The sequence below is a fragment of the Kribbella speibonae genome (assembly GCF_004331375.1).
Taxonomy (GTDB): Bacteria; Actinomycetota; Actinomycetes; order Propionibacteriales; family Kribbellaceae; genus Kribbella; species Kribbella sindirgiensis.
Genome location: NZ_SJKC01000001.1, coordinates 1,342,322 through 1,365,213 on the forward strand (window position 1 = coordinate 1,342,322; position 22,892 = coordinate 1,365,213).

Below are 22,892 nucleotides of genomic sequence, written 5' to 3' on the forward strand. Positions count from 1 at the left end.
GATGCCGTTGGTCCTCCCGCTGCTGCTGGCGGTCGTCCTGTTCTGCATCGGCGTGTACGGCGTGCTCGCGCGCCGGAACGTGATCACGATGCTGATGTCGTTCGAGCTGATGCTGAACGCCGTGAACCTGAACCTGGTCGCCTTCGACGCGTGGCGGGTCGACGAGGCCACCGGGCAGACGCTCGCGATCTTCGTGATCACACTGGCCGCCGCCGAGATCGGACTGGGCCTGGCGATCGTCCTGCTGCTGTTCCGCGGTCACGGCCATGTCGACGCCGATGCGGCCCGCGACCTTCTCGAGCGCGAGGAGGCGTCGTGATCGCCACCGTCTGGCGGGTGGCCGGCGTCGGCTTCTCGCTGCTGATCCTCCTGTTCGCCGCGCTCCTGCTGGGCGCCGACCCGGACCAGTACGCGTTCCTGAACTCCCAGGTCGGCGACCTCACCATCGGCTTCGCGGTCCGCACCGACGACCTGACCGTGCTGCTGCTCGCGGTCGTCGGCGTGATCGCGACCTGCGTCCAGGTCTACTCACTCGGGTACCTGCACCAGCGCGCGGCGTCGTACCACGCGCTCGTCACCCTGTTCACCGCGGCGATGGTGACCGTGGTCGTCTCGGACAGCTTGTTCTTCCTGCTGATCGGCTGGGAAGTGATGGGTGCCTGCTCGTACCTGCTGATCGGCCACTACTGGGAACGCCGCGACGCCCGCTCCGGCGCGGTGAAGGCGTTCCTGATGACCCGGCTCGCCGACGTCGGGTTCCTGTTCGGAATCTTCGTGCTCGGTCTCGGCGCGAACACTTTCCGGATTTCCGAACTCGATCCGGCCCGGATCTCGCCCGGCCTGCTGACGACCGGCACGCTGCTGCTCCTGGTCGGTGTCGTCGGGAAGTCGGCGCAGGTCCCGCTGCAGACCTGGCTCCCGGACGCGATGCCCGGCCCGAGCCCGGTCAGCGCCCTGATCCACGCCGCCACCATGGTTGCCGCCGGCGTGTTCCTGATCGCCCGTCTGTACAACGTTTTCTCGGCCTCGGCGACCACTCTGACCGTGCTCGCGATCGTCGCCTGCGTGACGATGCTGTTCGCCGCGCTCTGCGCGTCCGCGGCGGTCGAGGTGAAGCGGGTGCTCGCCTGGTCGACGGTCAGCCAGCTCGCGATCATGTTCTCCGCGTTGTCGCTCGGTACGGCGGACGGCCGGCACGCGGCGCTCTTCCACCTCGTGACGCATGCCGCGTTCAAGGGCCTGCTGTTCCTCTGCGCCGGCGTGCTCCTGCACCAGGTCGGCAGCGCCGCCCTCGTCGTCCTGCGTCGCTACACGCGCCGCGGAAAGTTGCGGAAAGCGCTGCAGGTCACGTTCCTGACGATGACGGTCGGCCTCGCGGCTCTGGCCGGTGTTCCGGGGTTCGCCGGGTTCTTCTCCAAGGACACGGTGATCGAAGCGGCCTGGGAGAAGGCCCACGACGGTTCGGCCGTCGGCTGGGCGGTGCTGATCTCGGTCTGCCTGACGGCGGCGTTGACCGCGTTCTACTGCGTGCGGTTGTGGCTGTGGACCTTCTTCCGTACGCCGGCACTCGCCGGCGGCATCGGTGCGTTCGAGGACGGGGATGCGGCGGCCGATCTCGACGAGCCCGACAGTTCCAAGCTCCGCGACGCGCCCTGGGTGATGCTGGCGCCGCTCGTCCTGCTCGCGATCGCCGCGATCGCGCTCGGGTACGCCGACGGCGTGCATATCAACTGGGTGATCGGGCTGGTCTCGACCGCGCTCGTGGTCCTCGGCGCGCTCCCGGCGTACTCGCTGTGGCGGCGCGGGGCGGACCCGCGGCCGGTCCTGCTGGAGCGTGAGTTCGGCGCCGACCCGGCGTACAACGGTCTGGTCGTCGTGCCGGTGCGGTGGCTGGCGAAGCTGACCGTGGCGGGGGATCGCGATGTCGTCGGGGCCTATGTCCGCGCGGTCGGCCGGACCGGGACGCTGGCGTCGCAGGGGTTCCGCCGGCTGCAGACCGGGAACGTGCAGACCTATCTCACCGCGGCCGTCATCGGCGTCGTCGCGCTGGCCGTACTGGCAGGGGTGATCGGCTCGTGAACGCGATCCTGCTCGCGATCCTCGTGCTCCCGCTGCTGGCGGCCGGCGCGCTGTGGTCGGTCCCGGCGGCGATCGGCGACCGGTTGGCGGCGGCGTACGGATCGGTGATTTCCGGGCTCGTTCTGGTCGGGTCGGTGCTGCTCTGGCCGCAGCACGGCGGCTGGTTCGCGTACGGACCGCATGACGCACCCGCGACCGAGATCGACGTCGCGTGGATCCCGTCGCTCGGCGTCCGGTTCCATCTCGGGGTCGACTCGATCTCGGTGCCGCTGATCGTGCTCAGCGCGCTGCTGACGTTCCTGTGCTGCCTGTACTCGCTGAAGATCACGCCCCGGATCGGCCGGACCCGTTCCCTGATCGCACTGCTGCTGGTCATCGAGACCGGCGTGATCGGGACGTTCTCGGCGCTCGACCTGGTGCTGTTCTTCGTCTGCTTCGAGATCGTGCTGATCCCGATGTGGCTGGTCATCGACATCTGGGGCGACCACCACGACGCGGCCGGGCGGAAACGCGCCGCGAACACTTTCGTACTCATGACCGTGTTCGGTTCCGCGCTGATGCTGCTCGGTTTCCTGCTGGTGCAGCGGGTGGCGGGGACGTTCGACATCGTCGAGCTGACCAGCAAGCCGGTCGCCGGCGGACACGGGATCCCGCTGGCCGCGGCGCTGCTGATCGCGATCGGGCTCGCGGTGAAGGTGCCGCTCTGGCCGCTGCACATCTGGTTGCCGGACGCGCACGCGAAGGCGCCGACCGTCGGTTCGGTGCTGCTGGCCGGCGTACTGCTGAAGCTCGGGACGTACGGCATGATCCGGATCCTGGTGCCGGTGCTGCCGGACGCCACTGCGACGATCGCGCCGTACCTCGGGGCGTTCTCGACGGTGGCGATCGTCGCCGGCTCGCTGGCCTGCCTGGCGCAGACCGACGTGAAGCGGCTGATCGCGTACTCGAGCGTCGGGCACATGGGCTTCATCGGCCTCGGGATCTCGACGCTGTCGCCGGCCGGTCTGCGCGGCGCGCTGTTCGCGAACATCGCACACGGGCTGATCACCGGGCTGCTGTTCTTCCTCGCCGGTGCGATCAAGGACCGCCACGACACCAGCGACCTGCGGGCGATCGGGCGGGCACTGTACGCCCGGTTGCCGCGGATCGCGGCGCTGCTGACGTTCGCCTGTCTCGCGTCGCTCGGGCTGCCGGGGCTGGCCGGGTTCTGGGGCGAGATGCTCGTCCTGCTCGGTGCCTACAACCCGGCCCCGTGGTTGCCGCGGACAACGTTCTTGGTATTCATGGTGATCGCCGGGCTCGGAACGGTACTCACTGCCGCGTATTTCCTGCGGCTGGTCCGCAACCTGTGCCAGGGCGACCCGGCCGACCACCCGCCGGCCGCGTTCGCGGTCGACCTCAGCCGCATCGAGCTGATCACGTGGGCCCCGCTGATCACGCTGACCGTACTGCTCGGCGTCTGGCCCGGCCTCCTACTGCACCAGTGGGGTGCCCTGTGACTCTCACTTGGACCGATTGGCAGGCGATCGCCGTACCGCTGGTGCTGGCGATCGGCGCGGTCGCCGTACTGCTGGTCGACAGCTTCTGGAAGAGTGCCTCGGCCGAGCTCCGGCACACCGTGGTCACGTTGCTGACCAGCGTGGTGATCCTGTTCGGGCTCGTGTTCGTGTGGGCGCATCGGGACGATTTCCAGCCCGCGTTCTGCCGGTCCGCGGTCGAAGGGCCGGCGCAGTGCAGCCTGGTCTTCGAACCGCTGACGGCCGGCCTGTGGGCGGTCCTGCTGATCGGCGGACTCGGCGTCGTCGGACTGTCGGCGTACCGCTTGCTGGCGTCGGATGTACCGGTCGGGGAGTACCACTTCCTGCTGCTGAGCGCGCTGACCGGCGCGACCGTGCTGGCGGGCGCGCGGGACCTGGCTACGTTGGTGATCGCGCTCGAAGTCGTATCGCTGCCGAGCTTCGCGATGGTCGCGCTGCGGCGGGATCGGCGCGGGTCCGAGGGCGCGATGAAGGCGTTCCTCGTGTCGGTGCTGTCGACGGCCGTGATGCTGTTCGGGATTTCCTACCTGTACGGCGTAACCGGGTCGCTGTACCTGTCCACGATCGCGAACCGGCTGACCGGGCTGGATCCCGATCTCGCGCGGGTCGCGTTCGCGGCCGGGCTGTTCGTGATCGTCGGTTTCGCGTTCAAGATCGCGGCGGTGCCGTTCCACGCGTGGCTGCCGGACACGTACGTCGGAGCGCCGATCGAGGTGACGACGTTCCTCGCGGTGGTGTCGAAGTCGGCCGGTGTGGCCGGGCTGCTCGTGCTGGTGACGTCCGGGATCGCGCCGACCGGTTCGCAACTGCGGACGGCGGTCGCGATCCTCGCGGCCGTGACGATGACGGTCGGAAACCTCGCCGCACTCCGACAGGTCGAGGCGGTCCGGCTGCTCGCCTGGTCGTCGATCGGGCAGGTCGGGTTCCTGCTCGCGCCGCTGGCCGCCGCGGACGCGCAAGCAGTCGTCGGGTACCTGGCGGCGTACGTCGTGGTCACGCTCGGCGCCTTCGGGGCGGTCGCCGTCGTCCAGCGCCATCGCCCCGGCGGCCTGCTGGCCGACTACCGCGGCATGGTCCGCTCCGAACCGGGTCTGGCCGCGTCCCTCATCTTCTTCTTGGTCGTCCTGGCCGGCCTCCCACCGGGTCTCGCCGGCCTGTTCACCAAGTTCGCAGCCTTCCAGGCCGTCATCGACGCCCACCTCGGCTGGCTAGCGATCGTGATGGCTCTCAACGTCATGATCGGCCTCGCCGTCTACCTCCGCTGGATCGCAGAACTCTTCCGCCTCCCCGCCGAAGACCCGTTCTCGGTAGACATCGAAACCCCCGCCGTCACCATGATCTCCCTCTGCACCGCAGTAGCCGCCGTACTCTCGATCCTCCCCAGCATCATGTTCGCCCTGGCCACCTGACACCTTCCGGCCATCGCCGCGCAGGCGCTTTGGCTCTCGGTAGCGTGTTGTGGGTGATCGTGCGAGGAGTTGCCGGGCTGGTCCTGCTGCTGACGCTTGTCGCCTGCAGCGGATCGGACGAGAAGCCTGCGTCGAGTGCGTCGGCCAGTGCGCCGATGCCGGTTGCGAAGGACGGGCAGGACTACACAGCTTGTGTTGACGGGGTCTGTGAGGTGTTGATTCGGCAGAAGGCGGCTCTGAACCTCGGTGGGGCCAAGTTCACGGCGACGGTCGCGAACGGCGAGCTCAAGCTGACCGATGCCAAGGGGTACATCACCTTGAGCAAGAGCGGCGGAGGGGCGAGCCGCAGCGGTGGCGGAAGTGCCGGCGGCGCGGCCGGTGGGCTCGCTGGGGTCAGCTGGAGCGACCAGGGCGGCCCGCTGCACATCGCCACCCTCTCGTACGCCGAAGGTGACGTCGTGATCGTCAACTTCACGACGAAGTAGCCCGCGTCTGGAAGTCCTCGTACTGGGACCAGACGCGGCGCCAGAGGGTGTCGCGGTCGGCTTGGGTGTAGTGCGGTAGGGGCAGGTGGAAGACGTCCGCGAGGGCGGCGAAGTAGTCCGTGGGGTTCTCGAGGAGCGTGTTGTCGACGTGGTCGGAAAACGTTTCGGTCAGGCCGACGGAACGTAGTACGACAACGCTTTCCGGCGTACGGCGGAACGCGGACGCCAACCGTACGAACGGCGATGCGGGGTCGGCGGAAAGCGCTGCATGTTGGTTTCCGAACGCGTCCAGGGTGACCGCGGCGGACTCGAAGTCCATCCCGATCAGGCTCGCGCGCGGATCATGATCGAGCCGCCAGCCGTCGGTCTTCTCCGACGGGCGAAGCCGCAGCGTGAACGGGTACTGCTCCATCTCGCCGGCCTCCAGCGGCATCGGGTACCGCAGCCCGTCGCCGAGGCCGGCGTCGACGAGCCACTGCCGCTCGGGGTCCTCGACCAGCCCGCTGACCGTCAGTACCAGATGGCTGCCGTCGATATCCCCGGGACGGTTGACGGTCTGTACGCCGCCGCGGTGCATCTGCACGCGGTACCCGAGCTCGGTCAGCAGCAGCGCGAGCGTTCCGTTCAGCTGGAAGCAGTACCCGCCGGTCTCCCGTGCGACGATCCGCTTCGCCACCTCCTCGGGGTCCAGCGGACCACCTGGCGTGAGCTGGTACTGCACGGTCTCGTACGGCACCTGGTCCACGTACGCGGCATGCAGCTGCGACAACGCCTCCAGCCGCGGCGGACCGTCGTACCGGTCGATCCCGATCCGCTGCAGCAGCGCCTTGGTGTCCATGCGCCTTAGGCTAGGCGAGGTGATCAGGGTCCTCGACCGAGATTCAGCGCTTGCGATCGCCCACGAACTCGGCGAGGTGTACGCCGCCGCGTTCGACGACGGTGACGCCGGGAACTTCGCGACCGAGATGCTCCCGACCCACTCGGCCCGCGACGACTTCAAGCTGGTCGCGGCCGACCAGGACGGCCGCCTCGTCGGGCTCGCGTACGGGTTCACCGGGCACCGCGGGCAATGGTGGGCGGACCGGGTCGCCGACGCCGTCGGCCCGGAACTCGCGGCGGAATGGATCGGCGGGCACTTCGAGGTCGTCGAGCTCGCCGTCCTCCCGGACGTGCAGCGGCAGGGGATCGGGACCGCGCTGATGCGGGAACTGATGCGCGGCCTGCACAACCCGCGGGCCTTGCTCACGACGTACGCCGACGACCGTCCGGCACCGCGCCTGTACCGACGGTTGGGATGGCAGCTGCTCGTCGCCGACCTCGGCTGGGGCTCGGCGCTCTACGGGCTGGACAGGCGCGTGCCCGTCGGCTCCTGACCTGGCAGGGTATGGGCCATGACTTCTGAGCGGATCTATGTCGGGAGCTATACCAGTCAGGCCGGCGGCGGGGACGGGATCGCGTTCGGTCCACTGGACGGGATCGAGACGGTGGCGACGATCGCCGACCCGTCGTTCCTGGTCATTTCCGCGGACGGACGGTTCCTCTACGCCACCGACGAGGAGGACAACGGGAAGGTCGCCGCGTTCGCGATCCAGCCGGACGGCGGGCTCGAGTTCCTGAACAACCAGCCGACCGGCGGTGTGCACCCGTGCCACCTGGACATCGACCCGTCCGGCCGGTACCTGCTGTCGGCGAACTACACGTCGGGGTCCGTTGCCGTCCACGCCCTGAACGACGACGGTTCGGTGGGCGAGCGCGCGGACTTCGTGCAGCGCTCCGGGACCGGCCCGAACGCGGAGCGGCAGGAGGGCCCGCACGCGCACCAGATCGCGTTCGACCCGGCCGGTGCGTACGTCTTCGACATCGACCTCGGCTCCGACACGGTCTACTCGTCGACCCTGGGCGAGGACGGGGTGCTGCACGAGGTCGACCAGTTGCGCATCCACCCCGGCGCCGGTCCGCGGCACATGGTGTTCCACCCGACCGCGGACGCGGCGTACGTGATCAACGAGCTCGACTCGACGCTGACCGTCTGCAGCTACTCCGACGGGAAGCTGCAGGTCGTGCAGACCGCCTCGACCCGCCCGGCGGACTCGCCGGGCGAGAACTTCCCGGCCGAGCTGCTGATCTCCGCCGACGGCCGGTTCCTGTACGGATCGAACCGTGGCGACAACACCGTCGCGGTGTTCGCGATCGCCGCCGACGGGCAGTCGGTCGAGCTGGTGCAGACCATCTCCTCCGGTGGCGACTGGCCCCGACACCTTGCCTTCGGCAACGACGGGAAAACGCTGTACGCCGCGAACGAGCGCTCCGACCAGATCGCGACCTTCAGCATCGACAACGGCCAGCTGACCGCTCAGGGTGAGCCGGTCAGCTGGCCGAAGCCGGTGTGCATCCTGCCTGTCTAGAACTCGCTGCTAGACGAGCTTCTCGAAGAAGAACTCGTGCTTGAGGAAGGACACGTCGTACTCGTGGCCCGGGTACGGCGGGTTCAGCTGGGACGCCTGGAAGAGGCGCCACCCGTCCTTGAGCGCGTCCAGCCCGGTCTCGTACGGCGGTACGTCGCTGTCACCCGTCGTGGGGTGCGTCTGGCCCGTACCGTCGTACGTCGACCAGCCGATCACGCGCTGATCCAGCGCGGACGAGGCCAGGTAGAGCACCAGCACCTGCTGGCGGAGGCCGGTCACCTGCGGGGTCTCTGCGGTGGCGGTCATACCATTTCCTTCTTTCCCTTGGCGTGCGGGTTGTTCGCGCGGTCGGCCACCACGCGCTGCGGGCGGTTCGAGACACGGGTGACCCAGTAGTTCGGGTCGTACGTGTCGTCGCCGCTGATCGCGCGCCACAGCATGATGCGGTTGTACTTCTCCAGCCGGCCGGTCGCGTTCTCGTACCACGGGAACGACTGGTCCAGCTCCGCCGCGACCTGCTCGTCGTACAGGTCGTCGGTGTTCCAGAGCCGCACCTGGCGGACGGTCGGGTTGAACCGGATCTTGAACATGTAGCGGTCGAGGTCGCTGTCGTTCTTGCGGCCGCCGTGCCAGATGCCGTGGTGCAGGAATTGGACGGTGCCGGCCGGGCAGACCAGCCGGGTCTGACCGCGGAGGTTCTGGTAGCGGCCGGTGTCGGACTCGTTGGTCCGGCGCAGGTGGCTGCCGGGGACGCTGAGCGTGCCGCCCATCTCGAGCGTCACGTCCTGCGGGTAGTACATGAGCTGGACGTCGAAGGCGTCCGTGCGGACGTCGATGATCGCGTCACCGTGCAGGTTCTGCGCCTCGCCCTCGTGGGCCTTGCGGATGTGGACCGCGTGGTGGTCGACGGTCGGTTCCGGGCCGACCAGGCTGTGGATCGCGCCGGCCACCTCGGGCAGCTGCACCAGCCGCTCGACGAACTCGCTGTCCACGAACGCCTCCGACAGCGGGGTGCCGTACGGAACGCCCGGAATGCCGCCTTTCAGGACCTCGAGGGCCTGCTGGTTCATGTCGTCCGGTACGACGGCGTCCATCCGGAGCGCGCCGGTGGCCACGAAGTGCGCCATCTGTACCGAGGTGAGCAGGTGCTTGCGATGCGGATGGGGCATGAAGACTCCCATAGTGGGTAGTGGTTGCTACTCCACCAGGCTAGGTAGAGATAACGCTTCCCCGCGTTGGTTGTGTTCACCACTACTGGTAATTTCTCACCATGATCGAGTTGCATCTCGCGCAACCGCCGGACGTGGTGAACGCCGGCGCGGGGATCCACGGCGTCCGCGGCCTGCGGGACAGGTTCCGGCTGCCGGACCTCTGGCAGCTGCACCTGTTCAACTACTCGGCCGAGCTGACGCTGCTCGGTACGACGTATTCCGTGGCGCCCGGCTACGTCTCGCTGACGCCGGCCGGGACCCAGGTGCAGTTCGACTACCGCGGACGTTCCGAGCATCTGTACGCGCATTTCCGGCCGGTCGTCGCGGGCGATCCGTCGTACGTTCCGGTCGTTCAGGACGCCGGTGCGGCCGCGCCGCTGCTGTCCGGTCTGCTGCGGTCCGCGATCGAGTCGTCGCCGTCCGGTTCGGCCCGCACCACCGCCGAGGTCTGGACGGCGCTGTGGCGGATCGCCGAGCTCACGCCGGCGACCACCGAGGCCGGCCATCCAGCGGTTTCCGCCGCGATCTCGTACATCGAGGCCAATCTCGCCCAGCCGCTCGTCGTCCCCGAGCTGGCCCGCCTGGCCGGCGTCTCCCACAACCACCTGACCCGCCTGTTCCAGGAGGAGACCGGGACCACCGTCGTCGCGTACCTCCGCCGGCGCCGGATGGCGCGGGCCCGGCACCTGCTGATCTCGTCGACGCTGTCGATACCGGCCATCGCCGCCTCGGTCGGGATCTCCGACCTGCAGGCCTTCAACAAGACCTGCCGCCGCGAACTGGGTGCCTCTCCCCGGTCGGTGCGCCAGACCTCAGGCTAGGTTCGGCGTATGTACGAGTTGATTCCGGCCGCCGAGGGTCCGCAGTACGACGCCGAGGCCGAGGAACGGTTCGCGGAGGACTGGCCCGAGTTCATCTTCCACGACGAAGGTGTGACGCCGTACCGGGAGCGACGGGTGGAGTACTTCCCGGACTGGGAGTTCTACCTCGTCGCCGAGGATCGGCTGATCGCCGGGTGCTGGGGCGTGCCGATCGCCTGGGACGGTACGGTGGCCGATCTTCCCGGCGGGTTCACCGATTCGCTGGCGCGCGCGGTGACGTCGTACGAGGAAAACGTCGTACCCAACACCTTCGTGCTGATGGCGGCTGCCGTACGGTCCGACGAACAAGGCCGCGGGCATGCAGGCCGTGTCATCACCGCGGTCCGCGACCGCGCTGTCGCCAAGGGCCTGGGCCAGGTGATCGCCCCTGTGCGTCCGACCCTGAAGTCGAGCTACCCGTTGACGCCCATCGAGACGTTCATGACCTGGACGCGTGCCGACGGTCTCCCGCTCGACCCGTGGCTCCGCACCCACGTCCGCCTAGGCGCCAAGCTGCTTGCGCCCGCCCCTGCGTCCCAAACGATGACCGGCAGCGTCGAGGACTGGGAGAAGTGGACCAAGCTGGCCTTCCCGTCCACCGGCACCTACACGATCCCGGACGGCCTGACCACGCTCGCCATCGATCGCGACGCGGACACCGGCCTGTACATCGAGCCCAACATCTGGCTGCGGCACGCCTAGGCCGAGTGGACGCGGGGAAACGCGGTGGTGACCGCGGCGGTGCGGCTCGTCACGCCAAGGCGTTCGTAGATGTTCTCCAGATGCTTGCGAACGGTCCCCTCGGCGACGAACAGGCGATGCGCGATCTGAGCATTGCTGTGCCCGTCAGCGACGAGTCGCAGCAGTTGCAGCTGGCGAGCGGTCAGGTCGGGTACTCCGGCCCGGCGACGTTCGTGCGCGCGAAGGACCTCGATGAAGTGCGGGCGGAGCATCGTCAGCAGTAGTCGTTCGCGCTCGGTGAAGTCGCGGCCCGCACTGCGGAACAGCAGGATCCGGCGGTCTTCGGCGCCGCGGCCGGGCAACGGTACGGCGATTTCGTGGCGCACGCCGATCAGGCGGAACCACTCGCCGACGGCCGAGTTCGCGAGCTGCCGAGCGGACAGGTAGTCCGAGGCCTTCCAGACGGACGTGTAGTCGCCGGTGAGCTGCGGCCGGCAGCAGACTCCACCGTCCCAGTAGGACCGCCAGAAGACCTCCTCCCAGCCCTCAGGAAGCGGGTCCGGTTCGACGCCGTACTCCTCCACCCCGAGCACCACGTGGTCGAGCGGCCGGCTCAGCTGGAAGGTGACGTCCTCGGCCGGGACCAGCTCGCTGAGCGCGGCCATGAGCTGGCGCGGGAAGACCTCGTCAGGGTCGGCCTGGCGTCCACACTCGACGACATCGAGCATCCGGCGCAGATCCCGTTCGGAAACCATGAGTACCCCCTTGGTCAGGCTAGTCCGGTACGCCGGATTGCAATACGCCGAACGTCGTATGGCTGTGAGCGATCCGCTGCGGTGAGGTGGCAGTGTGGGACGGCACAGTGCCGTTCCGCTGCTCTGAGGGGGAACGACATGAAGTTGGCCGCACTACTGATCACCGGGACCTTGGCGCTGACAGGCTCCGTTGCCGCACCTGCGGCAGCCGGGCGGGTGGACGCGGCGCCAGTACTCGACTGGAGCCGGTACGCCACCCAGGTGATCGTCGCAGGACGTCCACCGGCCAGTTCCGAAGTACTGCTCGGCATCGTGCACATCGCGATCGCCGACACCGTCGCCGGTCTCGGACACGGTCAGCCCTTCCACGTCGCCGTACGGCCGGAGCGGAACGCATCTGCGGCGGCTGCGGTCGCCACCGCTACGTACGACGTACTGCGGGCTCGCGTACCGTCACCCGGGCTTGAGACGACGTACGCCGACTACCTCGCCGGGGTGCCGGATGGGAGAGGGAAGACGCGCGGCATCCAGCTGGGCAGGTCGGTGGCGGCGGCCGTACTGGCGTGGCGTGCAGGAGACGGTCTGAGCAACACCGTGCCGTACGTGCAGGCTCCACCTGGCCCAGGCGTGTGGGAGCCGACAGCCGCGACACCTCCTGTGGACATCGTCCTCACTCAGGTCAAGCCGTTGGCGCTGCGCTCTCGTGCCCAGTTCCGTCCCGCTGGACCGGACCCGCTGACCAGCAAGCGTGACGTCGCTGAGGTCGCGTCACTGGGCCGCAAGGACAGTACGACCCGCACCGCCGCCGAGACCGAGGCAGCGATGTTCTGGTCCGAGCAGACGGCGCAGCAATGGAGCAGGACCTTGCTGCAACTGGCGTCCGACCGGCACCTGTCACTTGGTGCTGCGGCGCAGATGCTTGCGCTGGTGCACGTGTCCGCGGGCGACTCGGTCATCGCGTGCTGGGACGCCAAGTTCCACTACCTGTCCTGGCGCCCGGTTCACGCCATCCAGCGCGCCGACACCGACGGAAACCGTCGTACGCACGCAGATCCGACCTGGCAGTCCCTGCTGAACGTCAACCACCCGGAGTACCCCTCCGGCCACTCCTGCTTCACAGCCGGCGCCACCCGCGCGCTGCAGGCCTTCTTCCACACCGGCAAGGTGCCTCTGGTCATCAGCAGCGTAGTCACGAACACCGAGCGCTCGTACCCGGACCTGGCAGCGGTACGCAGCGACGTCCGCGAAGCCCGGATCCTCGCCGGCCTGCACTTCCGCCACTCCATGCTCGACGGCGAGACACTGGGCAGTCAGGTCGCCGGCTGGATCTCACGGAACCGCTAGCGCAGCCAGGCCCTTGCTGAGGATGCCTTTGGTCACCTCAAGGGCGTAGAGCTCGTCCGGGCCGGTCAGGGCCTGGTGGGACCAGCCGATGACGTCTTCTAAGGCTCTGACGTGGCGGTAGTAGCGGATGGCTTCCTGGTCGATGGTGTGGGTGCCGTAGCCGGCCAGGAAGGCATCCTGCTGCGCGGACGTGGTGGGGCCGACATCACCCATGCCACCGAGCATGAACATGAGGTCCTGCTCGCGGGGCGCGTAGATGACGTCGTCCCAGTCGATCAGGTGCAGCCCGTCGTCGACCAGAACGTTGCCGAGATGCGGGTCGCCGTGGCAGACGACCCGCGGGCCGCTCGGCGCGGGCGGCCGGTTGGTGAGCAGGTCCGCGATCACGTGCTCGTACTGCTTCCACACCGCCGCAAGCTCCTCCTCGACCTCCCCTTCGGGGTTCTCGAGCCGCGTACGGACCTCCTCCGCGAGCGCCGGCGTACGCGCGTCGATGTGACTGTGTCTCGGCAACGCGTCCCGCAGCCTCACCGGCGGCTCGGCGTCGTGCACCCGCCGGAGGAGCACGCCGTACGCCGACCACTGCTCGTCCGTCAGCCCGGACTCGGCCGCACGCGAACCGTCGATCCACGGCGTGATCGTCAACCGCTTCTTCGCGTGCACACTCCACAGACCGCCCTCGGACGTCCGGATCAGCTCAGGTATGCCCGGCAGCCCGCTGTCAGCGAGGAACGCCGCGACCTGATGCCCCGTGTTCGTACCGGCGCCGCTCCACTTCACCGCGTACGTGTTGGTCGCCGTACCCGCCCGCCACACCTGCGCCGCGACGTCCGCGCCGTACACAACCGGTGTGAGCTCCACCACCTCAAGCCCAAAGTCAGCCAACAACCACTTCCGCATCAACGTCTCGCCCACACCCGCCAGAATGCCCGGCAACCAGCCCACCCGCGAACCGATTACCGGGCACAACGCGGCTGGGATTCAGCGGTAGTTGACGAACTGGACCGCGAAGTCGAGGTCCTGGCCCTTGATCAGGGCCTGAACCGCCTGCAGGTCGTCGCGGCTCTTGCTGGACACGCGCAGCTCCTCGCCCTGGATCTGGGCCTTGACACCCTTCGGGCCCTCGTCGCGGATCAGCTTGGACAGCTTCTTCGCGTTCTCCTGGGTGATGCCGGCGTCGATCGTGGCGTTGATCTTGTAGATCTTCCCGGACAGCTTCGGGTCGTCCGCCTGCAGACCCTTGAGCGAGATCTGCCGCTTGACCAGCTTGTCCTTGAACACGTCGAGGACGGCGTTCACCCGCTCCTCGGTGCTCGCCTGCAGGTCGATCGCCTCACCGGACCACTTGATCCCGGCGTCCACGTTCTTGAAGTCGAACCGCTGGCTGATCTCCTTCGCCGCCTGGTTCACGGCGTTGTCCACCTCCTGACGGTCCACCTTGTTCACGATGTCGAAGGAGGACTCCGAAGCCATGGGCACATCCTTTCCGATTTGCTGTCAGGGCCACTACCTGTTGTATCGTCTCCCACGCCGGTTCACGAACCGGCAGCACCCTGGCGGGTTGCCCGAGCGGCCAAAGGGAGCAGACTGTAAATCTGTCGGCTTATGCCTACGCAGGTTCGAACCCTGCACCCGCCACCGGTTGCAAAACCAGCCCCTGACCTGCGGAAACGCAGGTCGGGGGCTGTTTCCGTTGGATGCCCCAGGCTGGGGGTGGTGCGGCTCGCGTAACACGTGGCGCTGTTGGAACGATGTTCGAGCCGGGGGGATTGATGGGGAGGGACGCGTTCGCCGAGAAGTACGAGAGGGCCGCCGAGTGGCCGTTGACGGTCGCGGCCGTCCTGTTTCTCGTTGCCTACTCATGGCCGGTAATGCAGCCTTCCATGGCTGAAGACCTCCGACACGCGTGCTCGGTCACGGCGGTCGCGATCTGGGCAGTGTTCGCGTGCGACTTCCTTCTTCGGCTGGCCCTCGCTCGGCGACGACTCCGCTTTCTCCGTGAGCACGTCGTCGACCTGCTGGTACTGGCCTTGCCACTGCTCCGGCCGTTGCGGGCGCTCCGAGTCGTGACTGCGTTGGGCCGGCTGAACCGGCGGGCAGCGTCCTCGCTGCGGGGTCGCGCGATCGTGTACGTGGTTGGTGGCATAGGCCTGCTGGGGTTCACCGCGGCGGTTGCGGTGCTGGACGCGGAACGTTCGCAGCCCTCGGCGAACATCAAGAACTTCGGCGACGCGGCCTGGTGGGCCGTCACAACGATCACCACGGTGGGCTACGGGGATCGTTTTCCCACCACGGGTAGCGGGCGCATCGCCGGCGTCGGGCTGATGCTCGGCGGGATCGCACTGCTCGGGGTGGTGACTGCCGCATTGGCCTCCTGGTTCGTCGAGCATGTCGCACGGCAGGAGCGCGATGAGGTGGACCTGCGAGAGCAGGTGTCGGCCCTCGTCGAGGAGGTCCGAGCGTTGCGGGCCGAACTGGGGCGTGCGACGAGCGAGCTGGAGTCACACGAGCCCGGGCACACAGCTCGACTCTCCGGTACGGCCTGACATCGCCAGAGCCTGGCAGATAAGGGCTACCGGTCGCGGGAATCGTGGGCTCGAGGGTTGGCGCTGACGTTGGGAGCAGGCGTGCTGGAGGTCGATTCCATGCGTTGGGCGGGGGTCGTGGGGTTGGAGAGTAGGTGGCGTAGCCGGTTCAGTTCGTCGGGCGGGGTGATGGTGAGGGGGCTCGGTGCGCCGGCCTCTTGCCAGAGGGTGTTGATTTTCTCGCGGGTTTGGTTGAGGTGTTGGTGGACGTGGGTGCGGGAGTTGGGGGTGCCGTGGGTTGCGTGGTGGGAGACGGCGGCCTCGGCTTGGGCTAGTTGTTCTAGGGCGATGAGGCGTTCGGGCAGGAGTGGTTTGCCGGGGGGTTCTGCGGCGAGGCGGCGTACTGCTTGGTCGATGGCGGTGCTGGGTGGGGCGGGGTGGTTGGTGATTGCTTCGGTTTGCATGGCTAGTTGGGTCATCAGGTAGCGGGTGATCGCGCGCTGTTCGAGTAGTTCGTTCTGGTTGACGGCTCGTACTGCCTTGTCCGTTTCCAGTGCCTCGTGGACGCCGAGTTCGCGGCGGCGGAACAGGTAGCGCGCGGTCGGTGTCGCAGTCATCGAGCCCGCCGCGCCAGCGGCAGTGAGGACGACTGCGAGGTCGGGGAGGTCGAGGAGCGCGTCGAGTCCGACGGCTCCGGCCAGGCCACCGAGTGAGCCCGCGGCTGCTTGGACGGCGTACGCCGACAGCGGTGCCCGGGCAGGCGGACGCGGAACAGCAGGCGGTGCCGTGACCGTCGGCAGACCGCGATCCGCGGCTCGCGTGGACAGGTCAGCAGGCAGGCCAGCCGCTTCCTCCAACCGGTCGGCGAGCTCCCGGAACGCACGCAGCCGCGGTTCGACGCTCCCGGCGAGCGCTGCGGACTGGGCGGCCTCCTGGTGCTTGCGTGACCACATCTTCGAGGCGTCGCGGGCGGGCTCGTCGCGGTTCAGGAAGTACTTGTCGCCCATCGCGCCGGTCAACGCACCGAGCAGGCCGGGGCCGGCTGCGGCGAGCAAGCCTTGCATTTCCGGACCGACATGCCGGGCGAGCGGGGTCGGCTCGGCGCCGGGCGTACGGCGGCCTCCGACGAACGCTCGACGCGCCGTACCCGACACGTTCTCGATCAGCTGCGCCGCAAGACTGACCGTGAACGGCGGCGCACCCGGTACATCCGCGGCCAACCGCGCGTCGCCCGGCGCGGCCGCCCCGGTCCGCAGCGCGCCGAGCGCCCGGTCGAACCGCGTTCGCAACTCGTTGATCTCGGTGGCCAACTGGTTGACGTACAGCGTCGGATCGGAGAGGCGGATTCGTTCGGTCGCGTCGATGCGGCGGAGCCGGAATTCCAGTTTCTTCGTGTCGACCAGGCGTTCCGCGAGCGACTTGGCGAGGGCCGACGTCGCGATCACCAGGGCTGTCGACAGCGCCGGTACGCCGAACGTCGTCAGAGCCCCCGCGACTGCGGCGGTGGCCAGGGTCGGCATCGCGTACCGGCGCAGGTAGTTGCGCCAAGCCGTTGCCCGCGGCATCTTTACCGCCGCCGGCCGGACCGGTTCCGCCCCGTCCAGCAGCGCACGCAGCCCCGGAAACTCGTACTCGCGCTGTTTCCGTTCCGCTGTGTACGCCGGTTTCCGTCCGGCCATCTTCTGCTTGTCCAGGCGCCGCTCGGCGAACGATCCGACGGCCGCGTTGACGATCGTCGGCACCGCGATACCGAACCCGACGAGCGGATTGCCGGTGAACACCGCCGCCGCCGTACCGATCACCGCCGCGGAAACACCCGATCCGCCGAGCGCTTTCGCGAGGTACCCGCGCTGATCGACACGATCCTCCAAGGGACGTGCGTCCGGGTCCGCGGCGCGGTCGAGGATCGCGCGTTCCTCCGCGGTGAGGAGGGTGCGGAGCAGTTCGGCGTTCGGCTGTCCGTCGGCAACGCCCATGGTGAGCGCGAGCGCCCGGATCCGCTTGCGTACCGCGGCTCGCCGTGCGTCGCCTGCCGGGTCGCTGGGGAGTGTTCGTTCCAGCCGGCCGCGCTGGCGGAGTTCGGCGCGGTGAGCGGCGTCGGCGGGGCGTTGTACGGCGTCGACGTCCGGCGTACTGGCAGGGCCGAAGACCCGGTACTCGCTCGGCTCGCCACCGCGGATCACGGCTGCGGACTCGGCCAGCGCCCTGGCCAGGGCCGGCGCGACCTCGTCGGGCGCCAACCGGTCCGAGAGTGTCAGCTCGACGGTCGGTACGTCGTCGAGGTCCACGGAGTACTCGAGTCTCACCCCGGAGCGGACCGGTCCCGCGCGCTTGATCAGCCGGAACGTTTCCGCGCCGCCGGAAATCGTGTACGTACCGTTTCCGTCTTTCCGCACGGTGCCGAGCTCGACCGCCAGTTCGTCCGGATTCTCCAGCAGGCGCCCGGACTCGGCGCTCACCAGAACCCATCCGGACAGGAACCGCGCAGCGCGCTGCTGCACTTGCTCGGCCGCCATGACCTCCGCTTTCGTCAACGAGTTAGCGCAGCCTAACCTAACTGACCTGTCATGAGACTCGTGTCTGCCAGGATGCGGAGCGTGATCGGGCTGCGGGAGTTCTGGGACGAGACAGTGCCGGAGGCGCTACGCGACGAGCTGATCGCGCGGTACAGCGCGAAGCGGCGCAACGCGTACCGGGAGCGGTACGTCGCGGTGGTGCTGACCGCCGTGGAGGGGCTGGATCAGCTGGCGACGGATCCCGTCGCGGTGCGGCTGGCCGCTTGGTACCACCGCGCCGTTCACGACCAAGGCGCCTCGGCGGCGGAGGACGCGGAAGCGTCGGCGCGGCTGGCCGAGGACGAGCTGCCCGGGTACGGCGTGAGCCCGGCCAGGACCGCCGAGGTCGCCAGGCTCGTACGACTGACCGCCGGGATCGGAGCGCAGAACGCGCGGAAAACGCTGGACGCGAACGGCGACGTGCTGCACGACGCCGTGAACGCAGTCATCGCCGACCGGAACTACGCGTCCCACGCGAGCGAGCTACGCCGCGACGCGGACAAACGAGACAACGATGAGTTCGGGCGGGTCAGGCAGCGGTACGCCGACGTACGGGAGCTGCTCGACTCGGGGATCTATCGGACCCAGTTGGCGCGCGACCAGTACGACGCGAACGCCCGTGCGAATCTCGCGGTCGAGTTCGCCCTGCTCGACGGGTTGCTGCCGGCGCCCTGGCGGGGATGGCAGCGAGGTGCTCTCGTCACGACCGCCGTCCTCACCGCCGTCCTCGCCTTCCTGGCGGCGTTCGGTGCGGCGCGAGGCGACTGGCGCGAACCGGCGTACAGCGGCGACCCGTCGTGGCCAGGGATCGTCCTGACACTGCTCGCCGCGGCGGCCATCCCGGCCCTCTACTGGGCGTCCCGCCGTACCGGCCGCGCGTCCTGGATCGTCGCCGGTACGGCGATAGCAATCGGGGTGATCGGCCTCGTCGTTGTCTGGGCCAAGGCCCCAGAGACGAACGTGGCGTCCGGGGTCGGCCAGGCCGTGCCCTTGGCGGTTGTGGCATCGATCCTTCTCGTCCTGGCGGCCGCTGCCGCGCTCGCAGCGAGCCGGTTCACAACCCGCCCGAGGAACCGCGGTCAGATGCTGGCCGCCATCGCCGCCGCGGCCGCGATCGTCCTGATCACGGCCTTCGTCATCGTCCCCCTGCAGAACGCCTACCTCCACAGCGCCAACGAACACCTGGACAGCCAGTACCAGCTCGCCGGGCCCGCCGGACGCTCGCAGCTGACCGGCGGCGTCCTGTGGACCAGCACCTCCCCGGGCTACCTGGCTGACATGGTCACCACCAGCCACGGGATCGCCGTCACCCGCACAGAAGGCACGGTCGAGATGCTCGACCCGGCGACCGGCCGCACCCGGTGGCGGTACACCCGCACCGACTCCTCGGGCCGGATGAACCTCAGCGTCCTCAACGGCGGACAACAGCTTCTCGTGGAGTACGACGGGCTCGGGTACTTCGTCCTGGACGCCGACACCGGTGAGCGCCTGACGGCGTGGCCTGGCCGCACCCGGGACGACCAGATCCAGAACGCCGATCCACTCGTCACCGGCCGGCCGGTGAGCAAAGGCTCGGACAAGCTGTACGGAACGAACCTCGACGGATCGCACCGCTGGACCTACGAACCAGGCAACTGCACCGGCATCAGCGCCACCGCGACCGCGGACACGGTCTTCGTGGAACTGAGTCACAGCTGCGGCGGCGAGGCGGACGAGACCCTCGGCCTGAACCTGAAGGACGGAAAGCAACTCTGGAAACATTCCGGCCCGTTTCTGACCTGGAAAACACCGGTCGGCGGTCTGATCGTCGGCGCCGAGGACGAGGGGATCACCACCCTGATCGGCCTGGATCCCCGGTCGGGCGAGGTGAAATGGCGCTGGCCGATGCCGAGGGACTGGGGCTGCACACCACGCCACGAAACGGCAGGAAATCTCGTTCTGCTGATCACCTGCCCACAAGGAAACGACGCCAGCAGCATCGTGACGGCGATCGACGGCGCCAGCGGACGGCAGGTCTGGACCGCGACCGCCGCGGTCTCCCCGCGGCAGCGGTACGCCGTGACGGACGACGCCCGCGTGGTGTTCCTCTACTCCCAGGGCAGCTGCCGGCTCGCCGAGATCGGTGCCGGCCGGACGACCTATCGCACCCTGCCGATGCGGAGGGCCTGTGGCGGTGACATCGCCGCGGCAGGCAACCTGATCCTGGTCAGCGGGCAGGACGGACTGACTGCCCTCCGGTAACTGGGAATAGGGTTTGCTCGGGCGGGAGTTGAAGGTTGAGTCCGAGTGTTTGAGCGAGGAGAACGATGAAACCCACCGAGTTCGTGAAGGTGAACAGCCAGTTCTGGGGGGAGCACCTGAAGGAGGCCGCCGGGCATCTGCCGGTGAGTCACCGGACCGAGCTGCCCGGGCCGATGTTGTTCCCGCGGATGATGGTGCTGACCGAGACGCCGGACTGGAACATCCTCGAGCTCGTCGGCCTGAGCCGTGAGTACCGGACGCTCGAAGTGCGCCGGCAGAAGGCCGCCGGCGTCGAGGAGTACTTCGGAATCGGCGACGGCCGCACTGTGGTCGCGAACCTGCAAGGACAGAACTGGTTCAAGGACGCCACCATCACGACCGACGCCGGCAAGAGCGCTCTCGAACAACGTTTTCCGAGCACTGGGAACATGCTCGGCGACGTCGCGGTAGGCCCGGCGGACGAGCTGCTGCGGTTCGCCCCCGGAAACTACTCGACCTTCGACCGCGCGCTGCTCGTGCACACCGCGGGCGAGTCGCTGCGCGCGCACTGGGTGTTCTTCGCGCTGGCGATCCACCGTTCCGAGCCGGCCGACAAGTACCTCGACTTCCTCCGGAACTACTCCAACGCCAGCCCGCACCTCGACCCGATCGGCACGGTCAGCCTGCCGGTCGACCCGGCCGTTCTGAAGGCGGACGCGTTCGAGAGCACGTACCTCGCGCACGGTCTGCAGGATTCGACCGTCGACGAGTTCCTGGACAAGCACGAGAGCATCCTGCTGTCGGCGTTCGACGCGACCAAGCTGGTCCGGCAGCCGGCGCTCGGCGATCTGCAGCCGGACTTCATCCTCGAACGCGCCGACGGCAGCCACGTCGTCGGCCGGCTCGAACTCCCGGTCGTCGACACCGTCAACGGAAAGAAGCGCCGCCGCGTTTTCCGTACGCCGGTACAGGACAGCGCGACCGAGCTCGCCCGGTCCGCGGAGTACCTCGCCAACCCGGAGAACCGCTCCCAGGTGAAGTCGAAGTACGACGTCGACATCACCGACCCACGCCAGTTGGTCATCGTCGCCTCCCAGGAAACCGTCACCCCCGCCCCCGGCGTCGAGATCATCGACTACGACACAATCCTCCGCATCCACCTGGCCGCCACAGCCTGACCCCGGACGGAATACGTAGTGGAGTACTTCGTCTACGGGCGTGACAAGCCGAATGGGTTCGAGGTCAAGGTTGCGTTGAACGAGGAGCATTGGGCGTTCATGGACGGGTATGGCGACCGTCTGATTGCCCGTGGGCCGACGTTGACCGCGGACGGTGAGCGGACCACGGGGAGTCTGCACATCGTGGAGTTGCCGGACGACGATGCGGCGAACGAGTTCGCGTACGACGAGCCGTACTTTCGCGCCGGCGCCTTCGAGACCGTGGAAATCCAGCGTTTTCACAACCATGCACCGGGCCGCACGATGTGGGACTTCGGCACCGCGGTCGAGGGCTACCGCCGCTACCTCGTCCTCACCAAGGACGCGCCGCGGCAGCTCACCTCGGACCACCTGATCATGTACGGCGACCTCCTCGACGGCGACCGGCACCTCGGGAGAGCCGCGCTGCTGGAGGCACCGAATCCAGAGGCAGCCGCACACCTCATCGAAGCCGACGACGCCGAAGTACATCCCTGGGAGTTCGGCGGCAGGCGTTAGTCATTTGGCCCGCGGTCGAGCAGCAGTTCGGCGATTTTCTGGGCGACGCGCCGGCCGTCAGCCGACGCGTCGCCCAGTCCACACGTGCTGTGGTTGAGCCCGTCGAACTCCAAGTAGGTAAAGCCGATCCCTTCGAGCACCGGCCTGAGGCGCCGCAGCCGCCGGATCGCAGGATCGGCGGTGCCTAGGTACGCCACCTTGGTCCCGGGGTAGCGCCTGAGCTCGTGGTGCCAGTCGTACGACCGATAGCTCCGCCAGAACTCCAATGGCGGTCGACGCATCCGAGGGTCCCGCTCCATCCGGCGCATCTCGCCGTCCGTCGGGAACCCGATCGGCGTCACGCCGCCCATCACCAGTGCGGCCGCGCGATCGGTCGAGGCGGCGACGACCGCCGACATACAGGCCGGCTGCGAGAAGCCCCAGACCGCGAACCGGTCAACGCCCTCCTGATCGAGCACCGCCAGCACCTGGCGTCCGATGTCGCCGAAGTCGAAGTCCTCGGGCCGATCGCTGGCGCCGAAGCCGATCGGATGGATCTGCAGGACGCGGAAATGCTCGGAAAGTTGCTCGACGATCGGGTAGTCCGGTGGGCGCCGGTTGTTCTTCATCAGCACGATCGCCGGCCCGGAGCCGTGCACCCGGTACGCGATGCGGGAAGCCGACAGTTCGGCGTACCGGTAGGTCATCAGGCGAGGATGGATCGCAGGGCGCTCGTGATGGTGTTGCGGGTCGATGCCGGAAGGTCGGCCGTCATCGTGTTGATGCGGTCGACCACCGCGTCGTGGGCCTCGTGGGCCAAGGCGAGGCCGTCGGGGGTCAGCTCGATCTGGCTGGCTCGACGGTCGGTGGGGTTGGGGGTGCGGGCCACCAGGGTGCGGCGTTCCAGGCGGTCGACCATGCTGGTCAGGCTGGAGCGTTCGATGCTCAGGAGCCGGCTGAGTTCGGTCATGCCGAGCGGGCCGCCGAGCAGCACGCACAGCAGATGCGCCTGTTGCGGGGTGAGGCCGAGGGGGCGGCTGGTCTCGGCGTGCAGATCCTGCAGCCGGTGCATCGTCTGCACCAGCACGCTCGCGAGATCGGTGTCCCGGGCAGCCGTCGTCGTCACCATGA

The 22,892-nt window shown here is 68.4% G+C and carries 23 protein-coding genes and 1 tRNA gene; 15 read left to right on the plus strand and 9 right to left on the minus strand.

Translation table 11 applies throughout. The features are described from left to right. Position 1 precedes the first annotated feature (1 nt). From nuoK to E0H92_RS06705, 5 genes are read left to right on the plus strand one after another with little or no spacing between them, the layout of a single operon-like run. The gene (gene nuoK / locus E0H92_RS06685) at positions 2–319 is read left to right on the plus strand and encodes an NADH-quinone oxidoreductase subunit NuoK (RefSeq protein ID WP_131286565.1); all 318 of its coding nucleotides are present in this window, start codon (positions 2–4) and stop codon (positions 317–319) included. Beyond that, complete coding sequence (locus E0H92_RS06690; protein ID WP_131495696.1) at positions 316–2,079, plus strand: NADH-quinone oxidoreductase subunit 5 family protein; 1,764 nt, start codon at positions 316–318, stop codon at positions 2,077–2,079. Before nuoK ends, E0H92_RS06690 begins: the two co-directional genes overlap by 4 nt. Beyond that, positions 2,076–3,578, plus strand: coding sequence for a complex I subunit 4 family protein (locus E0H92_RS06695; RefSeq protein WP_131465464.1), 1,503 nt, complete (start codon positions 2,076–2,078; stop codon positions 3,576–3,578). The genes E0H92_RS06690 and E0H92_RS06695 overlap by 4 nt, the downstream gene beginning before the upstream one ends. Beyond that, positions 3,575–5,026, plus strand: a complete 1,452-nt coding sequence (locus tag E0H92_RS06700; RefSeq protein WP_131465466.1) for an NADH-quinone oxidoreductase subunit N — start codon at positions 3,575–3,577, stop codon at positions 5,024–5,026. Before E0H92_RS06695 ends, E0H92_RS06700 begins: the two co-directional genes overlap by 4 nt. 53 nt (positions 5,027–5,079) lie before the next feature. After that, complete coding sequence (locus E0H92_RS06705) at positions 5,080–5,511, plus strand: hypothetical protein (RefSeq protein ID WP_131465468.1); 432 nt, start codon at positions 5,080–5,082, stop codon at positions 5,509–5,511. Here the strand turns inward: E0H92_RS06705 and E0H92_RS06710 are convergent. After that, positions 5,498–6,349, minus strand: a complete 852-nt coding sequence (locus E0H92_RS06710) for an arylamine N-acetyltransferase family protein (protein WP_131465470.1) — start codon at positions 6,347–6,349, stop codon at positions 5,498–5,500. The two genes, E0H92_RS06705 and E0H92_RS06710, sit on opposite strands and share 14 nt — an antisense overlap. Positions 6,350–6,368: 19 nt before the next feature. Between E0H92_RS06710 and E0H92_RS06715 the strand changes: the two genes are divergently transcribed. Then, positions 6,369–6,884: a GNAT family N-acetyltransferase gene (locus E0H92_RS06715; RefSeq protein WP_165549711.1), complete on the plus strand. Its 516-nt coding sequence runs from the start codon at positions 6,369–6,371 to the stop codon at positions 6,882–6,884. Positions 6,885–6,902: 18 nt separating this feature from the next. Then, complete coding sequence (locus E0H92_RS06720) at positions 6,903–7,916, plus strand: lactonase family protein (RefSeq protein WP_131465474.1); 1,014 nt, start codon at positions 6,903–6,905, stop codon at positions 7,914–7,916. 9 nt (positions 7,917–7,925) lie between these two features. Here the strand turns inward: E0H92_RS06720 and E0H92_RS06725 are convergent, their stop codons facing one another. Both E0H92_RS06725 and E0H92_RS06730 read right to left on the minus strand, forming a co-directional pair. After that, positions 7,926–8,222 (minus strand): hypothetical protein, encoded by a 297-nt coding sequence (locus tag E0H92_RS06725; protein ID WP_131465476.1) that lies wholly within the window; start codon positions 8,220–8,222, stop codon positions 7,926–7,928. Beyond that, positions 8,219–9,085 carry a phytanoyl-CoA dioxygenase family protein gene (locus E0H92_RS06730; RefSeq protein ID WP_202873529.1) on the minus strand — a complete coding sequence of 289 codons (867 nt, stop codon included), beginning with the start codon at positions 9,083–9,085 and terminating at the stop codon, positions 8,219–8,221. The genes E0H92_RS06725 and E0H92_RS06730 overlap by 4 nt, the downstream gene beginning before the upstream one ends. A gap of 101 nt (positions 9,086–9,186) precedes the next feature. On the opposite strand from E0H92_RS06730, the gene E0H92_RS06735 reads away from it, so the two are divergent. Both E0H92_RS06735 and E0H92_RS06740 read left to right on the plus strand, forming a co-directional pair. After that, positions 9,187–9,948, plus strand: a complete 762-nt coding sequence (locus E0H92_RS06735; protein WP_131465478.1) for an AraC family transcriptional regulator — start codon at positions 9,187–9,189, stop codon at positions 9,946–9,948. Positions 9,949–9,957: 9 nt separating this feature from the next. Next, positions 9,958–10,689, plus strand: coding sequence for a hypothetical protein (locus E0H92_RS06740; protein WP_131495697.1), 732 nt, complete (start codon positions 9,958–9,960; stop codon positions 10,687–10,689). Here the strand turns inward: E0H92_RS06740 and E0H92_RS44940 are convergent. Then, the gene (locus E0H92_RS44940) at positions 10,686–11,423 is read right to left on the minus strand and encodes a LuxR C-terminal-related transcriptional regulator (RefSeq protein WP_131495698.1); all 738 of its coding nucleotides are present in this window, start codon (positions 11,421–11,423) and stop codon (positions 10,686–10,688) included. The two genes, E0H92_RS06740 and E0H92_RS44940, sit on opposite strands and share 4 nt — an antisense overlap. A gap of 138 nt (positions 11,424–11,561) precedes the next feature. On the opposite strand from E0H92_RS44940, the gene E0H92_RS06750 reads away from it, so the two are divergent. After that, positions 11,562–12,767, plus strand: coding sequence for a vanadium-dependent haloperoxidase (locus E0H92_RS06750; RefSeq protein WP_131495699.1), 1,206 nt, complete (start codon positions 11,562–11,564; stop codon positions 12,765–12,767). Here E0H92_RS06750 and E0H92_RS06755 read toward each other — a convergent pair. Both E0H92_RS06755 and E0H92_RS06760 read right to left on the minus strand, forming a co-directional pair. Then, entirely contained in the window at positions 12,753–13,682 is a 930-nt protein-coding gene (locus E0H92_RS06755) for a phosphotransferase enzyme family protein (RefSeq protein WP_131465486.1), read from the minus strand. The two genes, E0H92_RS06750 and E0H92_RS06755, sit on opposite strands and share 15 nt — an antisense overlap. 66 nt (positions 13,683–13,748) lie before the next feature. After that, positions 13,749–14,240 (minus strand): YajQ family cyclic di-GMP-binding protein, encoded by a 492-nt coding sequence (locus E0H92_RS06760; protein ID WP_131286545.1) that lies wholly within the window; start codon positions 14,238–14,240, stop codon positions 13,749–13,751. A gap of 82 nt (positions 14,241–14,322) precedes the next feature. Here E0H92_RS06760 and E0H92_RS06765 point away from each other — a divergent pair. Continuing rightward, positions 14,323–14,405: transfer RNA gene (locus E0H92_RS06765), tRNA-Tyr, on the plus strand. A gap of 245 nt (positions 14,406–14,650) precedes the next feature. Beyond that, a complete protein-coding gene (locus E0H92_RS06770) occupies positions 14,651–15,313 on the plus strand; it encodes a potassium channel family protein (protein WP_202873530.1) in 663 nt (220 codons plus the stop codon). A 26-nt stretch (positions 15,314–15,339) separates the two neighbouring features. Here E0H92_RS06770 and E0H92_RS06775 read toward each other — a convergent pair whose 3' ends face one another. After that, positions 15,340–17,826, minus strand: coding sequence for a hypothetical protein (locus E0H92_RS06775; protein ID WP_165549712.1), 2,487 nt, complete (start codon positions 17,824–17,826; stop codon positions 15,340–15,342). Between the two features lie 33 nt (positions 17,827–17,859). Here E0H92_RS06775 and E0H92_RS06780 point away from each other — a divergent pair, with 33 nt between their 5' ends. The 3 genes from E0H92_RS06780 (at position 17,860) to E0H92_RS06790 (ending at position 21,782) form a co-directional block, all read left to right on the plus strand. After that, positions 17,860–20,088 carry an outer membrane protein assembly factor BamB family protein gene (locus E0H92_RS06780; protein ID WP_131495702.1) on the plus strand — a complete coding sequence of 743 codons (2,229 nt, stop codon included), beginning with the start codon at positions 17,860–17,862 and terminating at the stop codon, positions 20,086–20,088. A 65-nt stretch (positions 20,089–20,153) separates the two neighbouring features. Next, positions 20,154–21,245, plus strand: a complete 1,092-nt coding sequence (locus E0H92_RS06785) for a hypothetical protein (protein WP_131495703.1) — start codon at positions 20,154–20,156, stop codon at positions 21,243–21,245. An 18-nt stretch (positions 21,246–21,263) separates the two neighbouring features. Next, complete coding sequence (locus E0H92_RS06790) at positions 21,264–21,782, plus strand: YciI family protein (protein ID WP_131495704.1); 519 nt, start codon at positions 21,264–21,266, stop codon at positions 21,780–21,782. On the opposite strand, the gene E0H92_RS06795 is transcribed toward E0H92_RS06790, so the two are convergent. Beyond that, positions 21,779–22,468 carry an alpha/beta fold hydrolase gene (locus E0H92_RS06795; protein ID WP_131495705.1) on the minus strand — a complete coding sequence of 230 codons (690 nt, stop codon included), beginning with the start codon at positions 22,466–22,468 and terminating at the stop codon, positions 21,779–21,781. The genes E0H92_RS06790 and E0H92_RS06795 overlap by 4 nt on opposite strands. Further along, positions 22,468–22,890, minus strand: coding sequence for a MarR family winged helix-turn-helix transcriptional regulator (locus tag E0H92_RS06800; protein WP_131495706.1), 423 nt, complete (start codon positions 22,888–22,890; stop codon positions 22,468–22,470). The genes E0H92_RS06795 and E0H92_RS06800 overlap by 1 nt, the downstream gene beginning before the upstream one ends. Between the last annotated feature and the right edge of the window lie 2 nt (positions 22,891–22,892).

What these genes read in the sequence shown, in the direction of transcription:
- nuoK (WP_131286565.1), top strand. Translation starts at nt 2, where the DNA reads ATGCCGTTGGTCCTCCCGCTGCTGCTGGCGGTCGTCCTGTTCTGCATC.
- E0H92_RS06760 (WP_131286545.1), bottom strand. Translation starts at nt 14,240, where the DNA reads ATGGCTTCGGAGTCCTCCTTCGACATCGTGAACAAGGTGGACCGTCAG.
- E0H92_RS06710 (WP_131465470.1), bottom strand. Translation starts at nt 6,349, where the DNA reads ATGGACACCAAGGCGCTGCTGCAGCGGATCGGGATCGACCGGTACGAC.
- E0H92_RS06725 (WP_131465476.1), bottom strand. Translation starts at nt 8,222, where the DNA reads ATGACCGCCACCGCAGAGACCCCGCAGGTGACCGGCCTCCGCCAGCAG.
- E0H92_RS06770 (WP_202873530.1), top strand. Translation starts at nt 14,651, where the DNA reads ATGGCTGAAGACCTCCGACACGCGTGCTCGGTCACGGCGGTCGCGATC.
- E0H92_RS06795 (WP_131495705.1), bottom strand. Translation starts at nt 22,468, where the DNA reads ATGACCTACCGGTACGCCGAACTGTCGGCTTCCCGCATCGCGTACCGG.
- E0H92_RS06785 (WP_131495703.1), top strand. Translation starts at nt 20,154, where the DNA reads ATGAAACCCACCGAGTTCGTGAAGGTGAACAGCCAGTTCTGGGGGGAG.
- E0H92_RS06735 (WP_131465478.1), top strand. Translation starts at nt 9,187, where the DNA reads ATGATCGAGTTGCATCTCGCGCAACCGCCGGACGTGGTGAACGCCGGC.
- E0H92_RS06730 (WP_202873529.1), bottom strand. Translation starts at nt 9,085, where the DNA reads ATGCCCCATCCGCATCGCAAGCACCTGCTCACCTCGGTACAGATGGCG.
- E0H92_RS06740 (WP_131495697.1), top strand. Translation starts at nt 9,958, where the DNA reads ATGTACGAGTTGATTCCGGCCGCCGAGGGTCCGCAGTACGACGCCGAG.
- E0H92_RS44940 (WP_131495698.1), bottom strand. Translation starts at nt 11,423, where the DNA reads ATGGTTTCCGAACGGGATCTGCGCCGGATGCTCGATGTCGTCGAGTGT.
- E0H92_RS06780 (WP_131495702.1), top strand. Translation starts at nt 17,860, where the DNA reads ATGAGACTCGTGTCTGCCAGGATGCGGAGCGTGATCGGGCTGCGGGAG.
- E0H92_RS06800 (WP_131495706.1), bottom strand. Translation starts at nt 22,890, where the DNA reads ATGGTGACGACGACGGCTGCCCGGGACACCGATCTCGCGAGCGTGCTG.
- E0H92_RS06720 (WP_131465474.1), top strand. Translation starts at nt 6,903, where the DNA reads ATGACTTCTGAGCGGATCTATGTCGGGAGCTATACCAGTCAGGCCGGC.
- E0H92_RS06750 (WP_131495699.1), top strand. Translation starts at nt 11,562, where the DNA reads ATGAAGTTGGCCGCACTACTGATCACCGGGACCTTGGCGCTGACAGGC.